Source organism: Rhodococcus sp. ACPA1, assembly GCF_002300195.1.
In the GTDB taxonomy this organism is placed as follows: Bacteria; Actinomycetota; Actinomycetes; order Mycobacteriales; family Mycobacteriaceae; genus Rhodococcus_F; species Rhodococcus_F opacus.
Map to the genome: position 1 here is coordinate 1,133,524 of NZ_NSDX01000004.1, position 19,012 is coordinate 1,152,535.

The window sequence follows — 19,012 nt, forward strand, 5'->3', positions numbered from 1 at the left end:
AGCCGCCCAAAAGGGATGTGGTGAGCGTGCGGAACGGCGCGTCGGTGAGGGACTTCCTCATGGATGACCAGACGCTCGGCCTGGGGTGCGCAGACGGGGGCATCGATTCGGTGATTACCGTTCTCGGTGACGGGTATTCGGCTTCCATGAGTAGCGAGCGCGGACTGACGGTCCTCGGGCCTTCCTCGCATCGAGCTCGCTCGACGAGGGAGGGGCAATCCGTGATGATTCGTTCGGGCAACGGGGTGTGGGAAGTGCGCTGCGATCGGTGCGATCATGGATTGCGCACCGGTATCGGAGATCGGACTGCGGCGGCCAGGGCGGCACAGATCAACGGCTGGGCCTTCACCGAACTCACCTTGTGCCCGGGCTGTGCCACCACCGCGTACCACGACGCGCACCGCTGACACGGCGACAGCGGAACGGGTGCCACGGCGTCACGCGCACCGATGCCGCTTCATCCCGACCACCGCGAGAAGGGCTTGCCCTTTCCTTCACCGAAACAGCGCCGCATTCCCTGCCAACGGAAGGAACCTGCTTTTCCGGTCCGGCACAGGAGCCGGGGTGCTTATGGTGGTGTGGGTGGCATCCTGCAGCCATCTTTTTCGACCGACCCCAGGAGTGGTAATGAGCGATTCCGGCGCGGGGGACCTCAGCCGCACCATGGCCGAGTTGGCCCGCAGTCTCTCCGGTCCACGCACCCTCGACGAACGCCTGCGCGCTGTCACCGCCGCAGTTGTCGAGCTGATGCCGCACGAAACGTGCGCGGGCATTCTGCTCATCTCCGGTGGCAACAAATTCGAGACCGTCGCGCCGACATCCGAGCTGCTCCGAAAGCTCGACCACGCTCAGCAGCAACTCGGGCAGGGACCGTGTGTGGCGGCGGCGCTCAACAATCTCGTGGTGCGAAGCGAAGACCTTCGCTCGGAATCGCGATGGCCGCAGTTCGCTGCCGCCGCCGTCGATGTGGGGATTCTCAGTTCGATGTCCTTTCAGCTGTATACCTCCGAGGGAAAGATGGGAGCACTCAACCTGTTTGCATTCTCGCCGAACGCGTTCGGTCCCAACGAGGAAGCAGCAGGCGAGGTTCTCGCCGCCCACGCCGCGTTGGCACTCACCGCTGTACGGACCGAAGACCAGCTGCGATCAGCGGTTGCCTCACGCGACGTCATCGGGCAGGCGAAGGGAATGCTGATGGAGCGATTCGACATCGACGCGATCCGTGCGTTCGAGCTGCTCAGCAGACTCTCCCAGGAAACCAACACCCGGTTGAGTGTTATCGCGCAGCGGATTACCGAACGCAGATGAGAGAACCGGCCACGAACCGGCACTTGCCCCATCCTCCGGCGATCTTCAGACTCCCGCCCGTGCACGAAGCGCTGTCAACAGCCCGCGGCGATTGCCCGTGACCGGATCGATCTGCGGGGGCGAATCGGTGAACTTGCGTTCCGATGCAGTCTCGGGTGCGTCGTCGGCGGTTGCGCTGAGGAACTTGTTCGGCAGCGCCAGCTTGGCGATGGTCCGCCACGACTTGAAGTACTGCACCGGCAGCGAACCCGTCGTGTAGGGCAGGTCGTACTTCTGGGCCAGAGCCCGCACCCGCACGGAGATCTCGCGCAGGCGGTTGCTCGGCAGGTCCGGGAACAGGTGATGCTCGATCTGGTAGCAGAGGTTGCCACTCATGAACTCCATGACCGGGCCGGCCTCGAAGTTCGAGCTACCCAGCATCTGCCGCAAGTACCACTGGCCCCGCGTCTCGCTCTCGAGGTCTTTCGTAGTGAACTTCTCGGCGCCGTCAGGGAAATGACCGCAGAAGATCACGGCGTTCGTCCACACATTGCGGATCATGTTCGCCGTCAGGTTCGCGGTGAAGGTCGTCAGGAACGCCGAACCGGTGAGCGCCGGGTAGACGACGTAGTCCTTGCGCACCTGGCGGCCGACCTTCTCGAGCACCTCGTGGCACCTGCGCTCGAACTCCTCACGATCGACACGACCCAAAATCACCTTGCCGAGCTCGAGGTGCTGGAGGGCAACGCCGTACTCGAAGAACAACTGCAGCAACAGGTTGTAGACCGGGTTGCCGATGCTCAGCGGTGTCCACCGCTGATCGCGAGTGACCCGCAGCATGCCGTAGCCCACGTCGTCATCCATGCCCAGCACATTCGTGTACTTGTGGTGAACGTAGTTGTGGGTCTGCTTCCAGTGCTCCGACAGGCCGGCGATGTCCCACTCCCAGAACGACGAGTGGATCTCGGGATCGTTCATCCAATCCCACTGACCATGCAGCACGTTGTGACCCAGTTCCATGTTCTCGATGATCTTGGCGGTGCCGAGCATCGCGGTACCCCCAAGCCACGCCGGTGGGAACAGGCTCGCGAACAACAGTGCACGCCCGCCGATTTCGAGTGATCGCTGCAGCCGGATGGCGTTTCTGATGTACAGGGCATCACTCTCCCCGCGCGAGGCTTCGATGTCTCGTCGGATCGTGTCGAAGTCGATCCCGAGAGCTTCGACATCGGCCTCGGTCAGGTGGGCGTACATCTTGACATCCGAAATCGCCATATCGTGACGCTACGGCAAGTTACGGAACCGTAGGTTACGCGCAGATGAGATGTGAGTTAGTTCGGAAGTCGTCGCCGGCGCGGTTTGGGTTCGGCAGCTGAGGGCAAGCTGTGCAGGAGGGGCGTTCGGACGATGATTCGGCTGACCGCTCGGGCCACACAACAGTCAGGAGATGTCATGCAGAAAGTGTTGATCTTCGCAGCGGGCGCGGCCGCGGGTTTCGTCCTGGGCACTCGGTCCGGTCGACAATCCTACGAGAAGATGCGGCATCAGTCCCTCGAGCTCTGGCACAACCCCACCGTGCAGGAGAAGGTGAGCGAGGCGACGGAGATCGTCAAGGACAAGGCTCCGCAGGTGCAGCACAAGGTCGGCGAACTGGCGAAGAAGGCTACCCACCGCGGCACGGACACGAGCGCGACGGGCGCCCCCACCAACGGAGTGTCACTGGAGGAAGCTGCGGGTCGCACTCCGACGACCACGGAACCGGCGACCGTTACTTCGCCGACGGAGGGCAAGCACACCCAAAGCCCGAACTGACCGGACAGGCAGTGTTGCGGGCGGCTGATTCCTGCGCATTCCGACATGAGTGCGCGGCATACTGTGGCAGTGGTTGCGAGGCGAGGATGGTCGAGCACGCAGTGCCGTGGGGGTCGCTGTGGACACTGATGAGCTCCGCGGCTCGAATGCACCCCCGCAGGGTGGAAGTTTCCGGTTCTACCTCGACGGCCAGCGCTGGGAATGGTCCGACCCCGTCGCCCGTATGCACGGCTACCACCCAGGCGAGGTAACCCCCACCACCGAACTGCTGCTCTCCCACAAGCATCCTGACGACCAACCTCAGGTCGCGGCCCTCTTCGACAAGATGATCCACGCCGGTGAGCCGTTCAGCAGCAAACACCGCATCATCGACACCGAACGGCGCATCCACCACGTCATCGTGGTCGGCGATCGAATGCTCGACGAGAACGACGAGGTCATCGGCACATCCGGGTATTACATCGACGTCACCGAAGCGTTGGAAACCGACCTCCGCGAGTTCAACGCGGCGCTCACCGAGGCCGTCGCCGAACTCGAACAATCGCGGGCGGTGATCGAGCAGGCCAAGGGTGCACTCATGCTCGTCTACGGCATCTCCTCGGAACGCGCCTTCGGCATCCTCACCTGGCGTTCACAGGAGACCAACACCAAACTTCACACCCTCGCCGAGCGTTTCGTCGACGCACTCGCCGCCGAGGCGACCCTCCCCGAGTCGTTTCGCGCCCGGTTCGACCACTTGCTCCTGACCGCACACGAGAACCCCGACACCCAGCCGGGGGCGCAGGACTGACTCGCGGCCGACACCTCAGCACGGAACCTGGACCGAGTCAGGCATCCCTCCCTATGCGGTGGTGACGTCGGGCGGGTCGGGAAGGTCGACGCCGAGAACGAAGTCGAGCCAGATGAGTGCGTCGGCCAGGGTTTCCGCGCGCATGGTGAGGTCGAACTGTTGCTCGGCGGCGGTGAGCGACCGCTCCACTTCCGCGTGATCCTCGGCGAGGAAGGCCGACACGGTCCGCAGCACCCACCGCGCCGATGCCGGTAGGGCATCGACGTCGACGTACCCGCCGTCTGTGAAGCGGAGGTCGAGGATGAACCGCTCCCCTGGACCCGCGGCGCCCAGGCGCGCGATGACCACGCCGACGATGGCATCGACGACCCAGGCGAGCACCTCGCCGTATTGTGGCCGCTCTCCGTCTGGGTGCGGTTCGGCGCACACTCGGGATATCTCGAACGAGAACTGAGCGGCGTCGCGGTCCCCGACCAGTTGCATCAGCCGACCGCCGAGAGCTGCGGCCGTCGGGCTGGCGGGGCGGCCTGCGTTCGATCCCATACTGCAGAGTGCCCGGCCCCGGGAGCAGCCACACAGGCCGCCATCACGCTCTTGCGCACATCACTGGCTGCTCCGACAACGTCGCAGTTGGCCGGACAGGTACCGCTCGGCGCGGCGCTACCTCTGCCTCTCCGCCTTGCATGTCGTGAACGGCAGCACGAGGCGGGACCGGTGCGCGGCGTCCCGGTAGATCTTGTGGGTGACCGGGCGGCCCACCGGCAGATGGAAGGCATCGGGCGGCAGCAGCGCGTTGTGCGCGTCGGCCAGCGGTTCGTTGTTCGAGAGCTCCACGGTCAGAGCGTGTCCCGGCCGGAACCTCGCGGCAAACGGGTAGAGGCGCAGCACGTACTCCTCGATCGTCCCGGGCTCGACCGGCACAGCGCGGGTATGCGGGTGGTGCGGGTTGCCCTCGGTGGTGCGCTCGTCGAGTTCGCGGTGCGAGGCCTTGAGGTAACCGGACGTGATCAGCTGGCGCCTACCGTCGGGCGCGGAATCCCACAGACGCAGAATGAAGTTCGTGTCGTCCTGGTCGATCTCGGCGAAGATGTGCGCGGCGCCGGTGCCGATCAGTTCCGTGGGCTCCTCGAACGGCTCGGTGCTCCAGCGCAGCATCGACACTGTATCGGTGACCGTGAGCGGCGCCTGGTAGAAACCGTCCGGTGCGGCGTATTCCGCACCCATCCGCTCGGGCTCCGTGGACAGCGTGCCGCGCGGGCGCAGGTACAGCGACCGGTACTCCACGTCCTTCGGCGGCCACTGACTTCCGGTCACCCGCTCACGCGAGCCCTCGACGAAGACGTTCACCGCGGGCTCGTCCATGATCCCGTTGTCGATGCCCTTGATCCAGTAGTCGTACCACCGGAACATCTTGTCGTGCTCCTCGATGAAGGGGCGCGACTGCATGGGCGGGTACGGGCCGATGTCCAGCTTCTTCGGACCCTTCAGCGCGTCGAAGAGTTCGATCGTGCCGTCGACCGTCCAGCCGCGACCCTGGTCGATCTGGAGATAGACGGGGATGTCGATGTTCGGGGCCAGGGTGACGGGGTTGCGCTCCTCGTACCAGTCCCCGTCCAGGTCGTTCATCACGATGTCGAACCAGGCCTCGTGGTGCTTCGGGTAGTTCAACACGTGGACCAGGTTCGGCCAGGCGGCCACGTCCGGATCCTCGAGGCGCTCGGCGACGCGCTGCTTGATCTCCTCCGGGGAGTACGTCTCGAGCACGCGGGACTTGACGTTGTCGGTGAAGGCCCATCCGGAGTCGCCGCCGCGGCCCTCGCGGGCGGCGCGCGGCATGAACCACATGATGCCGCCGTGGTAGGTGGTCTCGTAGAAGTCGTAGTGCCCGCCGCTGACGAAGATCGCCTTCAGATGCGGCGGACGCTCCGCGGCGGCGAGCACCTGCATCGACCCGAAGTAGGAGATGCCGATCATCCCGACGTTGCCGTCGCACCATGGCTGCTCGGCCACCCACTCGATGAAGTCGTACGCGTCCTGACCCAGGGAGACGCCGCCGCCGGCGTTGTAGTTGCCGATGTGCTCACCCTCGGAGGCGCCGGAGCCGCGGAGGTCGCCGATCACGTGGACGTAGTCCTCTTCGACGACGCGTGCGATGTCGCCCGCCTCGATGCAGCCGTCCCACATCGGGCTGGGGCGTCGCTGCGGCGGCGTGGTGAGGGCGAGGGCCTGCAACTCCTTGCCGTACGGGCTCAGGGCGACCAGCGCGGGCCGGGGCTTGTCCTCCACCCCGGAGTACGAGTCGGCGACGAGCGTGACACCGTCCCGCATCGGCACCCGGAGGTCCTTGCGGACGGCGATCTTCTGCCCACCCGCATCCAACGTTCGAAGATCCGTCATGAGTGCGCGACTCTCTTTCTCTGTCAAGACTGTTGGTTGAACTGCGTGCGATGACCGTGCAGCGTCGTGAAGAACGGGGACGGTTCGAGCGTGGGGTCCCCCTCGTAGCCGAGTTCCTCTGCCACCCGGGCGAACGGCGAATACGCCGAGTCCGGTTCCTGCAGACCGTCCCGCAGATACCGATGGGCCGCGTCGCTGACCCGCGCCTGGATATCCACACTCTCCTGGAGGGCATGCCGAGCCTGGTCGCTGTCGAGTTCTACTCCGTAGGCCACGCCGTCCGCCCGGCGGTACGGATGCCCCAGATACAGGTGCTGTGGACGGATCTCGTCACGCAGATACTGCACGCTCGACCGGTAGGCGACCGGATCCTCGTAGCCGGGAAAGCCGTTGGCGGCGCCGTGGACCTGGACGGCGTCGCCGACGAACACGGAGTTCTGGCCGTCCACCACGTAGGCGACCGATCCGGCGGTGTGGCCGGGGATGGAATGCACCGAGACGGTGACATCGCCACCGAGGGAAAAGGTCTCGCCGCCCCGGAGCAACCTGTGCGGCTCCATCTCCCCGGAGATGGCCGCCTGCGCCGTCGCCGTCTGCTTCGCGGCACCCTGCGGGTCGTGCAGGTACTGCCCACGCACCGCCACGTACTCGTCCACGTGCGCCTGCCGCGATCGCAACAGGTGCGCGTCGGCCTCGTGGATCACGACCTGGGCACGCCTGCCGGTAAGTTCCCACAGGGCGTGCGCCCCGCCGAGGTGGTCGATGTGGCCGTGGGTCAACAGGATCCAGCGGACATCCTCGATGCGCCGCCCGAGCGCCGCGAGCGCGGGGGCCATTCCCGCGGCGGGCGACGAGGCGATGCCGGTGTCGACGATCGCCGGCTCAGGGGCATCGATGAAGAAGCTGTACAGGCCGAATCGACCCCACGGCGAGACGAGGGGGTGAATCTTCACGTCCTGCGTCATGTCACTTCCCCGGAGCGGACTGAAGGAACTTCGCCGTCTCCTCGAACACCCTCTGGTACTCCGGGATCCAGGAGAAGTTCTGGACGAACCCGTGGTTGGCACCGGCATGACGACTGACCGTCGCCTCCACTCCGGCCTCGTTCAGCCGCGCGCCGTAGAGTTCGCCCTCGTCGCGCATGGGGTCGAATTCGGCGGTGACGATCAGCGCCGGGGGCAGCCCGGTCAGATCCTCACGCTTGATCGGGGAGACCAGCGGGTCTGCCGGATCCGCACCGCTGTCGAAATAGAAGGCGTTGAAGGGCTTCAACCCCGCGGTCTCCACGCCGTACCCTTCGGCGTTCTCCCGCAGGGAGGCGTAGCGGTCGATGTCGAAGTCCAGGTCCAGCGACGGGTAGAACAGGACCTGGTGGGTGATGCGATCGAATCCCTCGTCGTGGGCCATCGCGGCGACGGCGGCGACGAACGTGCCACCCGAACTGTCGCCGGCCAGTGCGAGTGTCGAGCCGTCCCACTCCAGGTCCCCGCCGTTCTCCGCCACCCACCGGACCACCCCGAGGCAATCCTGGAGGCCGGCCGGGAATGCCGCCTCGGGTGCCCGGCGGTAGTCGACGGAGACGACCTTCAGCCCGGTCTCCATCGCCAGGGACCGTGCGACGTGGTCGTGCGTGTCCAGGCTTCCGAGGAAGAACGCGCCGCCGTGGAAGTACACCAGCAGTCCGTAGGAGTCGGCGTCGACCGGTGTGTAGATCCGGACGGGTACGTCCCCTGCGGTGCTGTCCTCGACTGCGTGGAGCGGCAGGCGCTCCTCGACGGGAGTGACCTGTGCCTGCTCGCCGGCGCGCATGGCCGCCGGGTCGAGCGGGCCCTCGGGCGGGGCGGGCAGGTTCGCGATCACCTGGGCGATCTGGGGGTGTAGCGGCATGTCAGTGACCTCGTTTCTTACTTCGCGGCGGACTGCCGAGCAGCGGGCTTCTGACCGGGGAAGACGTCGTCGACCTCGTCCTCGGCCCACCCCTGACGCGATATGCGCTGCAGCTCATCTGTCATCGGCTTGCGGGTCGCCTGGTACAACGCCAGCGCGTCTTTGACGGAGTCGGCTTCCTGCAGGGCGTCGGCGAGTGCGCCGGCGTCCAGGATCGCCGAGTTCGCACCCTGCCCCTGGTGGTGCAGCATCGAGTGCGCTGCGTCGCCGACGAGGACGACCGAGTCGGAGTGCCACTGCTCGACCGGGTCGATGTCGTAGACCGCTCGAATGCTCACGGTGTCCAGGTCGAGGCCTCGTGCGATGTTCACGATCCGCTCGTCGAAGCCCTCGACGGTTGCCATGATGTCGTCCTTCGTGATCTGCGGCGCCCAGGTGCCGTCGGGGCACAGGGCGGTGATGTCGAAGGACACCTGGCCCCGGTGGCGCAACGGCAGCAGGTACACCTTCGTACCCCTGCCGATGTACATCCGGAGGTTGTCGTCGACGACCATTCCGTGGGCGTCGTCGACGGAGATCACGGCGCGGTAGGCGTGCTCCCCGGAGAACACCGGATCCTTGTCGCTGAAAATCTGCTGGCGCACCACCGATTTGATGCCGTCGGCGCCGATGACCAGATCGGCTTCGACGGTCTCGCCGTTGGCGAACGTGAGGACGGAGCGGTCGCCTCGGTCCTCGACGGTCTCGAGCTTGTGACCGAGGCGCACCATGCCCTCGGGGAGCACGCCGAGGAGAGCGTCGATGAAGTCCCCGCGGTGGATCAGGTGGGTCTTGGTCTCCTCGTCGTAGTCGATTCCCGGCCACGCCTCCTTCAAGATCGGATCATTGGTGGCGGTGAGGATCTCGAAGTAGTCGCTCGGCGAGCTGACCTTCGCGATCGCGTCGAAGATCCCCCACTGACGGAAGCGGTGCATGGTGGAAGGACGCAGCCCGATGCCGGCGCCGACCTCCCGAACCGCGGAGGCCTGCTCGTACACGGTGACCTCGGCGCCGAGCAGGCTCAGGGCCTTGGCCGCCGCAGCGCCGGCGTACCCCGCGCCGACGATGGCGATGTTCAGGTTCTTCAGCTCTGTTGGCTGCATGTTTCTCGTCCTTGTCAGTTCTGAATGGTCAGGAAATCGGCGGGGTTCTCGACGAACAACTTGGTGATCGTTGCCTCGTCGATACCGGCCTCACGGAGGTCGGGGATGAGGTCCTCGAAGAGGTAGTTCACGGTGTGGCCCTTGACTCCCGGCCACCCGAGCGGGCTGCAGTTGGCGTCGACGCCGGCGAGCGCCTTGTCCAGGTGGCCTGCTCCGAGGAACCGGAGGAAGTGGTCCAGGCGCTCCTTGCGCGGACGGGCCCAGAACGGCGGATCCTCGAGTTCGGTCTCGTAGCCGAACGTGTCGAAGCCGACGCGACCGCCCTGTTCGGCGATCCAGGTGTCGCGCGTCTTCTCCGCGTTCACGCCGTCGTCGACGTGCCCGAACAGCACGCGGTGAAGCGGCAGGCCCTCTTCGTGGAAGATGGCGATCGCGTTCTCGGCGTCGATGGCCAGGTGCGTCAGGATCGGCACGCCGGTGCTCAGGGCGGCGCGAGCCGCGGCGCGGTAGATTCGCTTGTCCAGCTCCGTCATTCGGCCACCGCGGCTCACCCCGACCTTGATGACGCCGGCGCGGCTGCCGGTGTCCCCGATGCCGACGGTGATCTCGTGGACGAACTGCCGCGTCAGGTACTCCACGCTCGCCCGCTCGAAGAACGGCAAAGCGGTGTCGCCGCCGACGAATCCGGTGCACGCGACGATGTGGACTCCGGTCTTCGCGGACAGCGACTTGTAGTAGTCGACGTCACGACCGTTGCAGATTCCGGTGACGTCGACGAAGGTCCCGCCCCCGTACTGGTGGAACTTGCGCAGCTTCGGGACGGTCTCCTCGTACCGCTCCTCGGGGGTCTTCCACCATCTCGTATCCAGCTCGGAGCCGGGCATGCCGTACCCGATGTGCTCGTGGATGGCGACGATGCCCAACTCTTCGGTCGGGATCGGCCCCAGGACTGTATTGACTCTCGACACAACAACTCCCTTCGGGAAAGACGACACTTCGATTGCGGATTTCGCGCGGTCAGCGCACCGACAGCAGTTCGCGCGGGTTGTCCACGAGGATCCGCTGGACGTCCGCGTCGCCGAGCCCCTGCGCGGTGAGGAGGGGTACGAACGTCGACAGGACGTAGCTGAACGGGACGTCGCAGTCGGGCTGACCCTTGGCGACGCCGATCGTGCTGCTCGAGAGCAGGATTCGGTCCCCGTGGCCGGCCTCGACCAGCTCGCGCACCACGACGGCGCGTTCACTGTCGGTGATGTGGGCGCCGTTGTCCGGGCCCACGTGGTCCAGGGCGACGAAGGCGCCGCGGCGGGCGATCTCGAGCGGGGCGCCGGCGGCGACCGCGTCCTTGCGGTCGAGCCCGCCGACGACGACGCGGTGGGCGGGCAGCTGCTCGTCCACGACGATCTCGAGGTCAGCCGCCGCGTCGTGCCCGTAGCGAAGTGAGACCGCGACGCCGGTATGCAGGGCGGCCCGGGCCGCGCCGCGGAACAGGCTCTCGTCGGTGGGGGTCATGCCTCCGCGGGTCGCGGTGGTGGTCACCAGACCCGCGGCGCCCCGTCGTTCGACCCGTGGGATCACCATGCCATCGGTGATCTCCTTGGTGAAGAGCTCGGCGAACTTCTCCGCGGGCCACGGCGTCGGCGGATTGGTCTGCGGCGTCAGGAAATAACCGCCGAGCATCTCTTCCGGGCCCATGCCCGTCGACGCGACGATGTGCACTCCGGTCGAGCGGGAGAGCGCCTCGTACAGGTTCACGTCGCGACCGTGGAACATGCCGGTGCTGTCGACGATCGTCCGTCCCCCGTGGTCCCGGAAATCCGTCAGCTTCGCCGCCAGGATCTCGAAGATCTCGGCGCGGTCCATGGCGATGTCGAACGCATGCTCTGCGCCGGGAACCGCGGAGAGCAGCGCCTCGTGAACCGAGACGACTCCCAGCTCGTCGGCGGGAACGGGGCCGAGGACGGTGTTGACGGTGTTGCTCTCGGCGGTCTGGGAGACCTTCATCGGCACTTCCTTTCGTCAGCGTCATGTCTGCATGACGTGCTGCGCATCACAGTAGGGATTAACATTACAGACTGTCAAGTGAGTGCATTGGAAGGCATGTGACTTTGCGGGCAGGTTCGTGGCTGTACTGCGGATAGAATCCGGGCCATGTCTCTCCGTGCCGCACAGAAGCAGATGACCTACGAGCTCTTCCTCGCGAAGGCGCTCGAGCTGTTCGGCGGGAAGGGCTACACCGCGACCACGATCGACGACATCGCCACCGCCGCCGGCTCCACCCGGACCACCTTCTACCTGCATTTCTCGTCGAAGGCCGAGGTGATGAGCGCGCTGCTGACGAAGGTCGACGCGATCCTCACGACGGCCGACGACCCGACGCTGAGCGCGGTGGTCGCCTCCGGCTCGCGCGACCTGATCCGGGAGTGGCTGGACCGCAAGTTCTCGCAATGGGACGAGATCAAGCCGTACCTCACCGCGTCGTTCCAGGCCGCACACGAGCCGGACGTCGCGGCCAAGACCGAGCAGTGGTTCGAGGACGCGGTCGGTCAGATGACCGAGGGGCTGGATCGGGCGAAGCGCTACCCGCCGGACCGTCGCCAGGTGCGCTGCGTGCTCGCCTTCGGCCAGCTCGAGTACCTCTCGCGCCGCTACTTCTCGGTCGGCTGGCGGATTCCCCGCGAGGTCTGCCTCGACGAACTCACCGACTCCTGGTGCCACCTGCTCGCGTCGGACAACTGAGGCTCGAACGTCGTCGCTTCGACGAGGATCTCCCGCAACCAGCCGATGAACGCCGCATCTGCCAGACGCGGGTTCCACACCATGTCGACCCTCAACGGTGACAGCGGCAGCGGGAATTCCTCGATCCGGAGGTCGACCCGTTCGCGCATCGCGACCGCGACCCGAAGGGTGTGCACGGCCACGCCACCGGCCGTCGCCACCAGATGCGGGATGAGCAGGTGATCGGAGACGAGTTGTCCGATCCGGTATTGCACGCCGTGCGCGTCCATCGCCGCGTACGGCGCCACCCGGTGCCGCGAGTCGTACGTGACGTGGGGCATCGAGGTGAGTAGGTCCAGAGCAGACGCTTCGGGATCACTGTCCGGATGGGCGATCACCACCCAGCGGTTCTCGTACAGCCGTTCGCGCGGGTACGGCGAGGTGAACGCCTCGGACAGGAGTACGACGTCCACCCCTTCGTCGGTGAAGTCGCTTGCCTGAGGCTCGACGAAGTTGCGCACCCGGAGGGTCGCATTCGGTGCCCGCTCCGCGATCAGACGCGCCGACGCGGGCCCGACGACGAATGCGGTGCTGGTGGTCATCGCCATCGTGATGGTTCGGCTGTCGTGGGCAGGGTCGAAGCCCGGAAAGTTCACCACCTCGGCGGTCTGCCGCAGCACTTCACGCAGTGGCGCGATGAGTTCCAACGCACGCGGGGTGAGCACCAGGCCGCTGCCCTGCCGAGTCACCAGGTCGTCACCGATCATTCGGCGCATCCGTCCCAGGGCATGACTCATCGCGGGTTGGGACATGCCCACCCGGGCCGCGGCGCGGGTGACCGATCCCTCTTCGAGGAGCGCCAGGAGCGGCACCAGCAGATTGAGGTTGACCGAGGCGAGCCGCTCCAGGCCGAGATCACTCGAATGATCCCCGGGTTGGTTCATCCACACGAAGTTACGCGTCCTTCTCCCGAACCGTCGGCGTCATGCTCCGGCCGAGGCCATGCGGCGCAGTCTCGGGATCGGGATCCGGTGGTTGACGGCGACCGCGACACCGTGACCGTCGTCGTGAGTCCAGCGCATCACCGACGGTCCGCGCGGGCTGTCCCCGAGGAGGAACTCGGGTTCACCGGCAGCCGGCAGGTCGCCGGTGGCCTTGAGGTTCAACCCGAATTGCTCGGTCCAGAAGTACGGATCGAAGTCGAGTTCCGGCGCCTCGTCGCCGGCCAGTAGTGCGAGGGCAGCGACCTTGGCCTGTTCGATGGCGCTGCTCCACAGCGGAATCCGGCGCACTCCCGTCCGCGTCGGGACGGCCGCGACGTCCCCGGCCGCGACGATGCCGGGCCCGATCCGTCCCCGAGAGTCCGCCTCGAGGCGGCCGCCGGTCATCAGTCCGCAGGCGGCCAGCCACTCCGTGTTGGGGATGTCGCCGATCGCGCTGACGAGCAGGTCGGCCGCGACCCGTGATCCGTCCCGCAGGACCACCCCACGCGCATCGTCGATCCCGGCGGCCGAGCCGACGACGATAGTGAGTCCCCGGGCGACCGCGGCCGCGGCGAACGCGTCGGACAGGCAGGGCCCCAGATGCGACAGCATCGGCCGGCCGTCGGCCACCAGCGTGACCCGGCATCCCGCCGACAGGGCGGCGGACGCGATTTCCATGCCCAGCGGACCGGCCCCGACGACCACCACCGACGGACGGGCAGCCAGCCGTTCCCGGAGAACCAGGGCATCGTCCAGGGTGCGCAGGGTCAGCTCGACGCTGTCTTCGCCACCCAGACGCCGGGCCCGGGAACCGGTGGCGATCACCAGTCCGTCGTAGGGCAGATCCGAACCGTCGTCGAGACTTACCCGGCGGGACACGACGTCGAGGCCGACTGCCGCCACCCCGAGCACCTCGGCGGCCTCGTGCGTGGGCGGCGCCAAGGCGTGGGAACCGCCGTCGACCAGGAGCCCCTTGGAGAGCGCTGGTCGCGAGTACGCCGCCCGGGGTTCGTCGCCCACGACGGTCAGGTCGCCGTCGAAACCTGCGGCACGGAGGCTGTCACACGCGGTCTGGCCGGCGATCCCGTTGCCGATGACCAGAATCCTCCGGGGAGCTTCGGTGAGTTTCATGCGAGTGTGAGTGCGGCCACGGGACAGACCCGGACAGCGGCGCCGGCGTCAGCGAGTTCAGGGCTTCCCTCGGAGAGCTCTTCGACGTCGAGGATCAGTTCGCCCTCGTCGTCGAGGTGCATCAGATCGGGAGCGATCTCTTCGCACAGTCCGTGGCCCTCACAACGGGGCCGATCGATCACGATTCTCATGCCGGGACCACCTTCAGGATCTCGAGTGTGTTGATGGAGCGGGTGATGTTGCTGGGCAACCGAACCGGATCGGCGGCCACCAGACGCTGTGCGTGGACGGCCAGTGCCCCGATGACGGCGTGAGCTTCCAAGCGTGCCAGGCCCTGGCCTGCGCAGCCGTGCGGGCCGTAACCGAAGGAGAGGTGGTCGACCGGGTTCCGTTCGACCAGAAAGGCGTCCGGGTTCTCGTAGTGTCGCGGGTCGCGGTTGCCGGCACCGAAGAGGATCGCCACCTGGGAGCCGGCAGGCACCAGGGAGCCGTCGATGATGACGTCCCGGGTGACGAGGCGCCCCCAGGCATGCACCGGCGCCCAGAATCGGAGTATCTCGTTGAAGGCTGCCGGCACCAGCGCGGAATCCCTTCGTACCAGGTCGAATTGGTCGGGGAAGGCCGAGAACAGTGCGACGATGTTGCCGAGCGCAGCGATCGTGGTGTCCACTCCGGCGCCCAGGTACTGGTGGATGATGTGGCCGGCGGTTCCGGGAGGTATGGCGCCCCGGTCCGCGGCGTCGAAGATGCGGCGACCGACCGACCCCGGCGCCAGATCCTCGGCCCGGACGCCGGTGCACCAACCGTAGAGTTCGCCGGCGATCGGGAAGTTTTCCGCAGTCCGCTGGTTCATCGGGCCGATGACCTCCATCGCGGCCTGTCCCCAGCGCAGCATGTTGTCGCGCACCTCGCCGGTGAAGCCGATCAGGTCCGCGACGACCGCGAGCGGAAAGACACGGGCCAGCGCATCGATGGCCTCGAACGAACCCCGCGCTACCAGGTCCGCGACCAGCGCATCGGCCTTGGTTTGGATCCGGTCCCTGATTCCCCGCAGCGCCCGTGGGGAGAGGTTCTCGGTGAGCGTCGCGCGCAGTTCGGCGTGGATCGGCGGGTCGGAGGCAAGCGACGTGCCTTGCAGTGCCTCGTTGACCATGGGGTTGAAGCCGATCGTCCGGGACGAGAACGTGCCGGGGTCGGCCAGTGCGTCGCGGATGGCGTCGTACCGGGTCAGGGCGTAGACGTCGTTGGCGGGCAGATGCACCACCGCGCCGAGATCGCGGAGTTCGGAATATGTCGGATAGGGGTCGGTCAGGATCTCGTCGGCGAAGAGGTCGATAGCGGAACTAGCGGGTGTGCTGGTCATGCACCCAGTGAAGTGACTCCACTCACATAAATCCAACTCATATTGTGCATATTGGAACATGCAGCCTATTGATGTGAATGTCCCGCGCTTCACAGGAAAGTGCCAGCGACTTCACGGGTCGACCGGATTCTGTCTACTTACGCTCCTCCCATGCGAACTCAGAACTCCCGTGTCACCCCACCGAAGAAGTTGATCGTCGTGTCCTCGATGGTGATGCTTCTCGGACTCTCACTCGCCGCATGCGGGACCGACAGCGACACCACCCAAACGACTGCGTCCACGTCCGCTTCGAGTTCTGTCGCATCGACTGCTGCCACTGCCGACGCAGGCAGCGTCGTCGCCAGTGCCGAGGCCTTTGCGGCGACGTTGACCGACGATCAGAAAGCGTCACTGCAACAGGAGTATTCGTTCGAGAATGCGCAGAAGTGGTCGAATCTGCCGCAGGCACTGCTCCGAGGCGGTCAGGGGCGGATCGGCCTGCAACTCAGCGACCTCGACGACACTCGAATCGTCGCGCTCGACACCCTCTTGCAGGCGGTCACCGGATCGGCGGCGGGCGACGGGTACGACGAGATCCAGCAGCTGCTCAACGCGGACGACTACCTCGCGGCCAACGGCGGCGGAACCGACTACGGCCGCGGCAACTACTACATCGCCTTCCTCGGCACCCCGTCCGATTCCGGGACGTGGGAATTGCAGTTCGGCGGACACCATCTGGCCTTCGCCAACACCTACGTCGACGGCGCTCTCGTCGGTGCCACCCCGTCGTTCCGAGGGGTCGAACCGTTCGGCACGTTCGAGCAGAACGGCACGTCGAATTCCCCGCTCGCCAATGAGCAGTCTTCGTTCGCGGAAATGCTCGCAGGAATGTCCACCGAGGAGCTGGCCACGGCGAAGCTCGATTCCGTGTACAGCGATCTGGTGCTCAAACCCGGCAACGACTGGGCATTCCCGACCACCAAGGAAGGCGTCCAGGTGTCGACGTTCACTCCGGAACAGAAGCAACTGGTGATGGCCGCGATCGCCACCTACGTCGACGACATCGACGACGCGGATGCGGCGACCATCTTGGCGAAATACGAGAGCGAGCTGGACCAGACGTACGTCTCGTACTCGGGTAGCACCGGTGTGACGGAGCAGAACGACTACGTGCGGATCGACGGACCGTCGGTCTGGATCGAGTTCTCGATGCAGCACGGCATCGTGCTGTCCGGGAACCACCCGCACTCGGTGTGGCGTGACCGGACGACGGACTACGGCGGAACGCAGGAGTGATCTCCCCTCGGCTTCGCAAGTCGGTTGCGCGGTTGATGCTGGTGCTCTCATCGATCGGACTGTGGCTGATCGGTGGTACCGCGCAGGCTCACGTTCTTCCGACCACCACCATCGAGCTCGACGTTCGCGCCGCGGAAATCGATGCTGCTCTGACGATTCCACTGAGCGACCTGGAGGCGGCAAGCGGGATCGACCTCGGATCCGCCGGTCAGAGCGGGATCGACGCGCATTCGAGCGAACTGCTGGACTATCTCGAGAATCATTTCGCGCCGACCACGCTGGACGGCCGGCCGTGGGCGGTCACCTTCGACGAACTCACCCTGAGCTCGGCGGAGGACCTCGGTACCGGAATCTATGACACCCTCACGACGACGGCGCATCTCGTTCCCCCCGCCGGAGCCGATGAACGCTCGTTCGATCTCGGCTACGACGCGGTGATCCATCGCGTCGTCACCCATGTCGTCATGGTGACCGTACGATCCGACTGGTCCACGGGAACAATAGATTCCGGGCGAGAGATCGGCACCGTCGGAGTGGACTCCGTCATCGGCGACATCACACCACTGACAGTGCACCTCGACGACGGAAGCGCCTGGCAGGGATTCGTCAGTATGGTCTCGCTCGGCATCACGCACATCCGGGAGGGAACGGACCACCAACTGTTCCTGCTCACGTTGTTGCTACCCGCTCCGTTGCTCGTCGCCGCGCGGCGCTGGGGTGGGCCGGCGCGGCCTGGAGTGGCGGTGCGCAAGATAGCTGCGATCACGCTGGCGTTCACCGTCGGCCACTCGGTGACTCTCGCGTTGGGCACGATCGGCTTTCCGGTTCCGCAGCAGCCCGTCGAGGTTCTCATTGCGATCAGCATTCTCGTCGCTGCCGTTCACGCCGTTGTGCCGATCTTCGCCGGCCGCGAAGCGTTCACAGCCGGGATCTTCGGTCTCGTCCACGGCCTCGCGTTCTCCGCGACACTCACCGAGCTCGATCTCACCGGTGGGCAACTCGCAGTGAGCCTGTTGGGTTTCAACATCGGCATCGAACTGATGCAACTCGCCGTCGTCGCGGCCGTACTGCCGCCGCTCGTCGTGCTCGCGCGGACCCGCATCTACCATCCCGTTAGGGCAGCCGCAGCCGTACTGGCCGCGGCAGCCGCAGCCGGATGGGTGTTCGATCGGGTGGGGTTTCCCAACATCGTCGCCGACGCGGCAGACAGCCTGGCCGACGTGACGCCGTATGTCGTTGCCGCTCTGTGGATTGCCGCGGTCGCTGTGGCTGTTCTACTCCTGCGGGGCCGCGTCGTCGGGACGGCCGGGCCAGACGCGTTCCGCAAGGGAGAGGACCGGAGGCAGGGCCGGGTTGTCCGAGGTCGGGCGCCACGCCATGCGCAGATGGATCGGCAGGGTCTCGTCGAGCACCCGCAGGAAGTGCACATGCGGGGCGGTCACGTTCTCCGCGACTGACGACACCGTCAGGGAGCATCCGACTTCGGCGCCCACCAGCGCCATGGCGGTCCACGAATCGGGTGCCCTTTGCACGATGTCGGGATCGAATCCCGCCCCCAGGCTCAGCCTGCGCAACCGGTCGCCCAGTACCGAGCCTTCGTGCGGAGGCAGGGCCACGAACGGCTCTCCGGCAAGCCGAGGGGCCCTGGCCGGTCCCGGCCGACGTTCCCTACGATCACGCGGTAACTATGGGGTCGGGTTCGATCAGCCCTGTCCGCGTGATTCGCTGAAGCTAATCGATCCCTCATAGGGGCAAGGGTCGATTGTCGGCCACGCTCTTCATGACGAGGGTGGAGCTGAGGCGCTGGACGCCGGGGAGGGTGGCGAGGCTTTCGTCGTAGAGCGTCTGGAAGCCGGGTAGGTCGCGGGTGATGACCCGAAGGAGGTAGTCGGGGTCGCCGAACAATCGTTGAGCCTGCAGGACATGGGGAATGGCGGCGACGGCCTGTTCGAATTCCTCGATGGTGTCGCGGTCGGCGGCGCGCATGGTGACGAAGACGAGCGCCTCGAAGGTGAGGCCCAGTGCGCGGGCGTCGAGTTGTGCGCGGTAACCGCTGATCGCGCCGGAGCTCTCCAGTGCGCGCAGGCGGCGGTGGCAGGGCGAGATGCTGAGTCGGACTCGATCGGCGAGTTCGGTGAGGGTGAGTCGACCATCTTGCTGGAGCTCGGCAAGAATTTTCCTGTCTACGTTATCCATGTGGAAGATTTTCCCCCACCACGGTGGTGTT

General features: G+C 66.2%; 20 protein-coding genes and 1 pseudogene. 7 read left to right on the forward strand and 14 right to left on the reverse strand.

From position 1 onward, the window contains the following. The first annotated feature begins 59 nt into the window (after positions 1-59). Both CJ177_RS23200 and CJ177_RS23205 read left to right on the forward strand, forming a co-directional pair. Positions 60-407 carry a hypothetical protein gene (locus CJ177_RS23200; RefSeq protein WP_143548701.1) on the forward strand — a complete coding sequence of 116 codons (348 nt, stop codon included), beginning with the start codon at positions 60-62 and terminating at the stop codon, positions 405-407. 220 nt (positions 408-627) lie between these two features. Then, positions 628-1,308 (forward strand): GAF and ANTAR domain-containing protein, encoded by a 681-nt coding sequence (locus CJ177_RS23205; protein ID WP_095868676.1) that lies wholly within the window; start codon positions 628-630, stop codon positions 1,306-1,308. Between the two features lie 45 nt (positions 1,309-1,353). Here CJ177_RS23205 and CJ177_RS23210 read toward each other — a convergent pair whose 3' ends face one another. Further along, positions 1,354-2,562, reverse strand: coding sequence for a fatty acid desaturase (locus CJ177_RS23210; RefSeq protein ID WP_095868677.1), 1,209 nt, complete (start codon positions 2,560-2,562; stop codon positions 1,354-1,356). 177 nt (positions 2,563-2,739) lie between these two features. Between CJ177_RS23210 and CJ177_RS23215 the strand changes: the two genes are divergently transcribed. Together CJ177_RS23215 and CJ177_RS23220 are read left to right on the forward strand one after the other, a co-directional pair. Continuing rightward, positions 2,740-3,099, forward strand: coding sequence for a hypothetical protein (locus CJ177_RS23215; RefSeq protein WP_025433561.1), 360 nt, complete (start codon positions 2,740-2,742; stop codon positions 3,097-3,099). Positions 3,100-3,205: 106 nt separating this feature from the next. Further along, complete coding sequence (locus CJ177_RS23220) at positions 3,206-3,889, forward strand: PAS and ANTAR domain-containing protein (protein WP_095868678.1); 684 nt, start codon at positions 3,206-3,208, stop codon at positions 3,887-3,889. A gap of 51 nt (positions 3,890-3,940) precedes the next feature. Here the strand turns inward: CJ177_RS23220 and CJ177_RS23225 are convergent, their stop codons facing one another. From CJ177_RS23225 to CJ177_RS23255, 7 genes are all read right to left on the reverse strand, one after another. Continuing rightward, positions 3,941-4,432 (reverse strand): hypothetical protein, encoded by a 492-nt coding sequence (locus CJ177_RS23225; protein WP_095868679.1) that lies wholly within the window; start codon positions 4,430-4,432, stop codon positions 3,941-3,943. Between the two features lie 117 nt (positions 4,433-4,549). After that, a complete protein-coding gene (locus CJ177_RS23230; protein WP_095868680.1) occupies positions 4,550-6,286 on the reverse strand; it encodes a CocE/NonD family hydrolase in 1,737 nt (578 codons plus the stop codon). A gap of 23 nt (positions 6,287-6,309) precedes the next feature. After that, a complete protein-coding gene (locus tag CJ177_RS23235) occupies positions 6,310-7,251 on the reverse strand; it encodes an MBL fold metallo-hydrolase (RefSeq protein ID WP_095868681.1) in 942 nt (313 codons plus the stop codon). A gap of 1 nt (position 7,252) precedes the next feature. Continuing rightward, positions 7,253-8,173: an alpha/beta hydrolase gene (locus CJ177_RS23240; protein ID WP_095868682.1), complete on the reverse strand. Its 921-nt coding sequence runs from the start codon at positions 8,171-8,173 to the stop codon at positions 7,253-7,255. Positions 8,174-8,190: 17 nt separating this feature from the next. Then, positions 8,191-9,315 (reverse strand): NAD(P)/FAD-dependent oxidoreductase, encoded by a 1,125-nt coding sequence (locus CJ177_RS23245; RefSeq protein WP_095868683.1) that lies wholly within the window; start codon positions 9,313-9,315, stop codon positions 8,191-8,193. A 14-nt stretch (positions 9,316-9,329) separates the two neighbouring features. Next, positions 9,330-10,283, reverse strand: coding sequence for a phosphotriesterase (locus CJ177_RS23250; RefSeq protein ID WP_095868684.1), 954 nt, complete (start codon positions 10,281-10,283; stop codon positions 9,330-9,332). A 49-nt stretch (positions 10,284-10,332) separates the two neighbouring features. After that, on the reverse strand, positions 10,333-11,319 hold the full coding sequence (locus CJ177_RS23255; RefSeq protein ID WP_095868685.1) for an aryldialkylphosphatase: 987 nt from the start codon (positions 11,317-11,319) through the stop codon (positions 10,333-10,335). Between the two features lie 147 nt (positions 11,320-11,466). Between CJ177_RS23255 and CJ177_RS23260 the strand changes: the two genes are divergently transcribed. Beyond that, positions 11,467-12,054 carry a TetR/AcrR family transcriptional regulator gene (locus CJ177_RS23260; protein ID WP_005249787.1) on the forward strand — a complete coding sequence of 196 codons (588 nt, stop codon included), beginning with the start codon at positions 11,467-11,469 and terminating at the stop codon, positions 12,052-12,054. Here CJ177_RS23260 and CJ177_RS23265 read toward each other — a convergent pair. From CJ177_RS23265 to CJ177_RS23280, 4 genes are read right to left on the reverse strand one after another with little or no spacing between them, the layout of a single operon-like run. After that, positions 11,964-12,977, reverse strand: a complete 1,014-nt coding sequence (locus tag CJ177_RS23265) for a LysR family transcriptional regulator (RefSeq protein WP_257014668.1) — start codon at positions 12,975-12,977, stop codon at positions 11,964-11,966. The genes CJ177_RS23260 and CJ177_RS23265 overlap by 91 nt on opposite strands. Positions 12,978-13,016: 39 nt before the next feature. Continuing rightward, positions 13,017-14,147: an NAD(P)/FAD-dependent oxidoreductase gene (locus CJ177_RS23270; RefSeq protein WP_095868686.1), complete on the reverse strand. Its 1,131-nt coding sequence runs from the start codon at positions 14,145-14,147 to the stop codon at positions 13,017-13,019. Then, the gene (locus tag CJ177_RS23275) at positions 14,144-14,338 is read right to left on the reverse strand and encodes a ferredoxin (RefSeq protein WP_061045859.1); all 195 of its coding nucleotides are present in this window, start codon (positions 14,336-14,338) and stop codon (positions 14,144-14,146) included. The genes CJ177_RS23270 and CJ177_RS23275 overlap by 4 nt, the downstream gene beginning before the upstream one ends. Continuing rightward, positions 14,335-15,510 carry a cytochrome P450 gene (locus tag CJ177_RS23280; RefSeq protein WP_095868687.1) on the reverse strand — a complete coding sequence of 392 codons (1,176 nt, stop codon included), beginning with the start codon at positions 15,508-15,510 and terminating at the stop codon, positions 14,335-14,337. Before CJ177_RS23280 ends, CJ177_RS23275 begins: the two co-directional genes overlap by 4 nt. Before the next feature lie 150 nt (positions 15,511-15,660). On the opposite strand from CJ177_RS23280, the gene CJ177_RS23285 reads away from it, so the two are divergent. Both CJ177_RS23285 and CJ177_RS48380 read left to right on the forward strand, forming a co-directional pair. Then, positions 15,661-16,785, forward strand: coding sequence for a DUF3500 domain-containing protein (locus tag CJ177_RS23285; protein WP_257014644.1), 1,125 nt, complete (start codon positions 15,661-15,663; stop codon positions 16,783-16,785). A 611-nt stretch (positions 16,786-17,396) separates the two neighbouring features. Further along, positions 17,397-18,242, forward strand: coding sequence for a HupE/UreJ family protein (locus tag CJ177_RS48380; protein ID WP_257014669.1), 846 nt, complete (start codon positions 17,397-17,399; stop codon positions 18,240-18,242). Here the strand turns inward: CJ177_RS48380 and CJ177_RS48385 are convergent. Both CJ177_RS48385 and CJ177_RS23300 read right to left on the reverse strand, forming a co-directional pair. Further along, positions 18,189-18,401 (reverse strand): annotated as a pseudogene (locus CJ177_RS48385) (LysR family transcriptional regulator); the annotation flags it as partial. The gene CJ177_RS48380 and the pseudogene CJ177_RS48385 sit on opposite strands and share 54 nt — an antisense overlap. 127 nt (positions 18,402-18,528) lie before the next feature. Continuing rightward, positions 18,529-18,981 (reverse strand): Lrp/AsnC family transcriptional regulator, encoded by a 453-nt coding sequence (locus tag CJ177_RS23300; protein ID WP_037242979.1) that lies wholly within the window; start codon positions 18,979-18,981, stop codon positions 18,529-18,531. Positions 18,982-19,012: the final 31 nt, after the last annotated feature.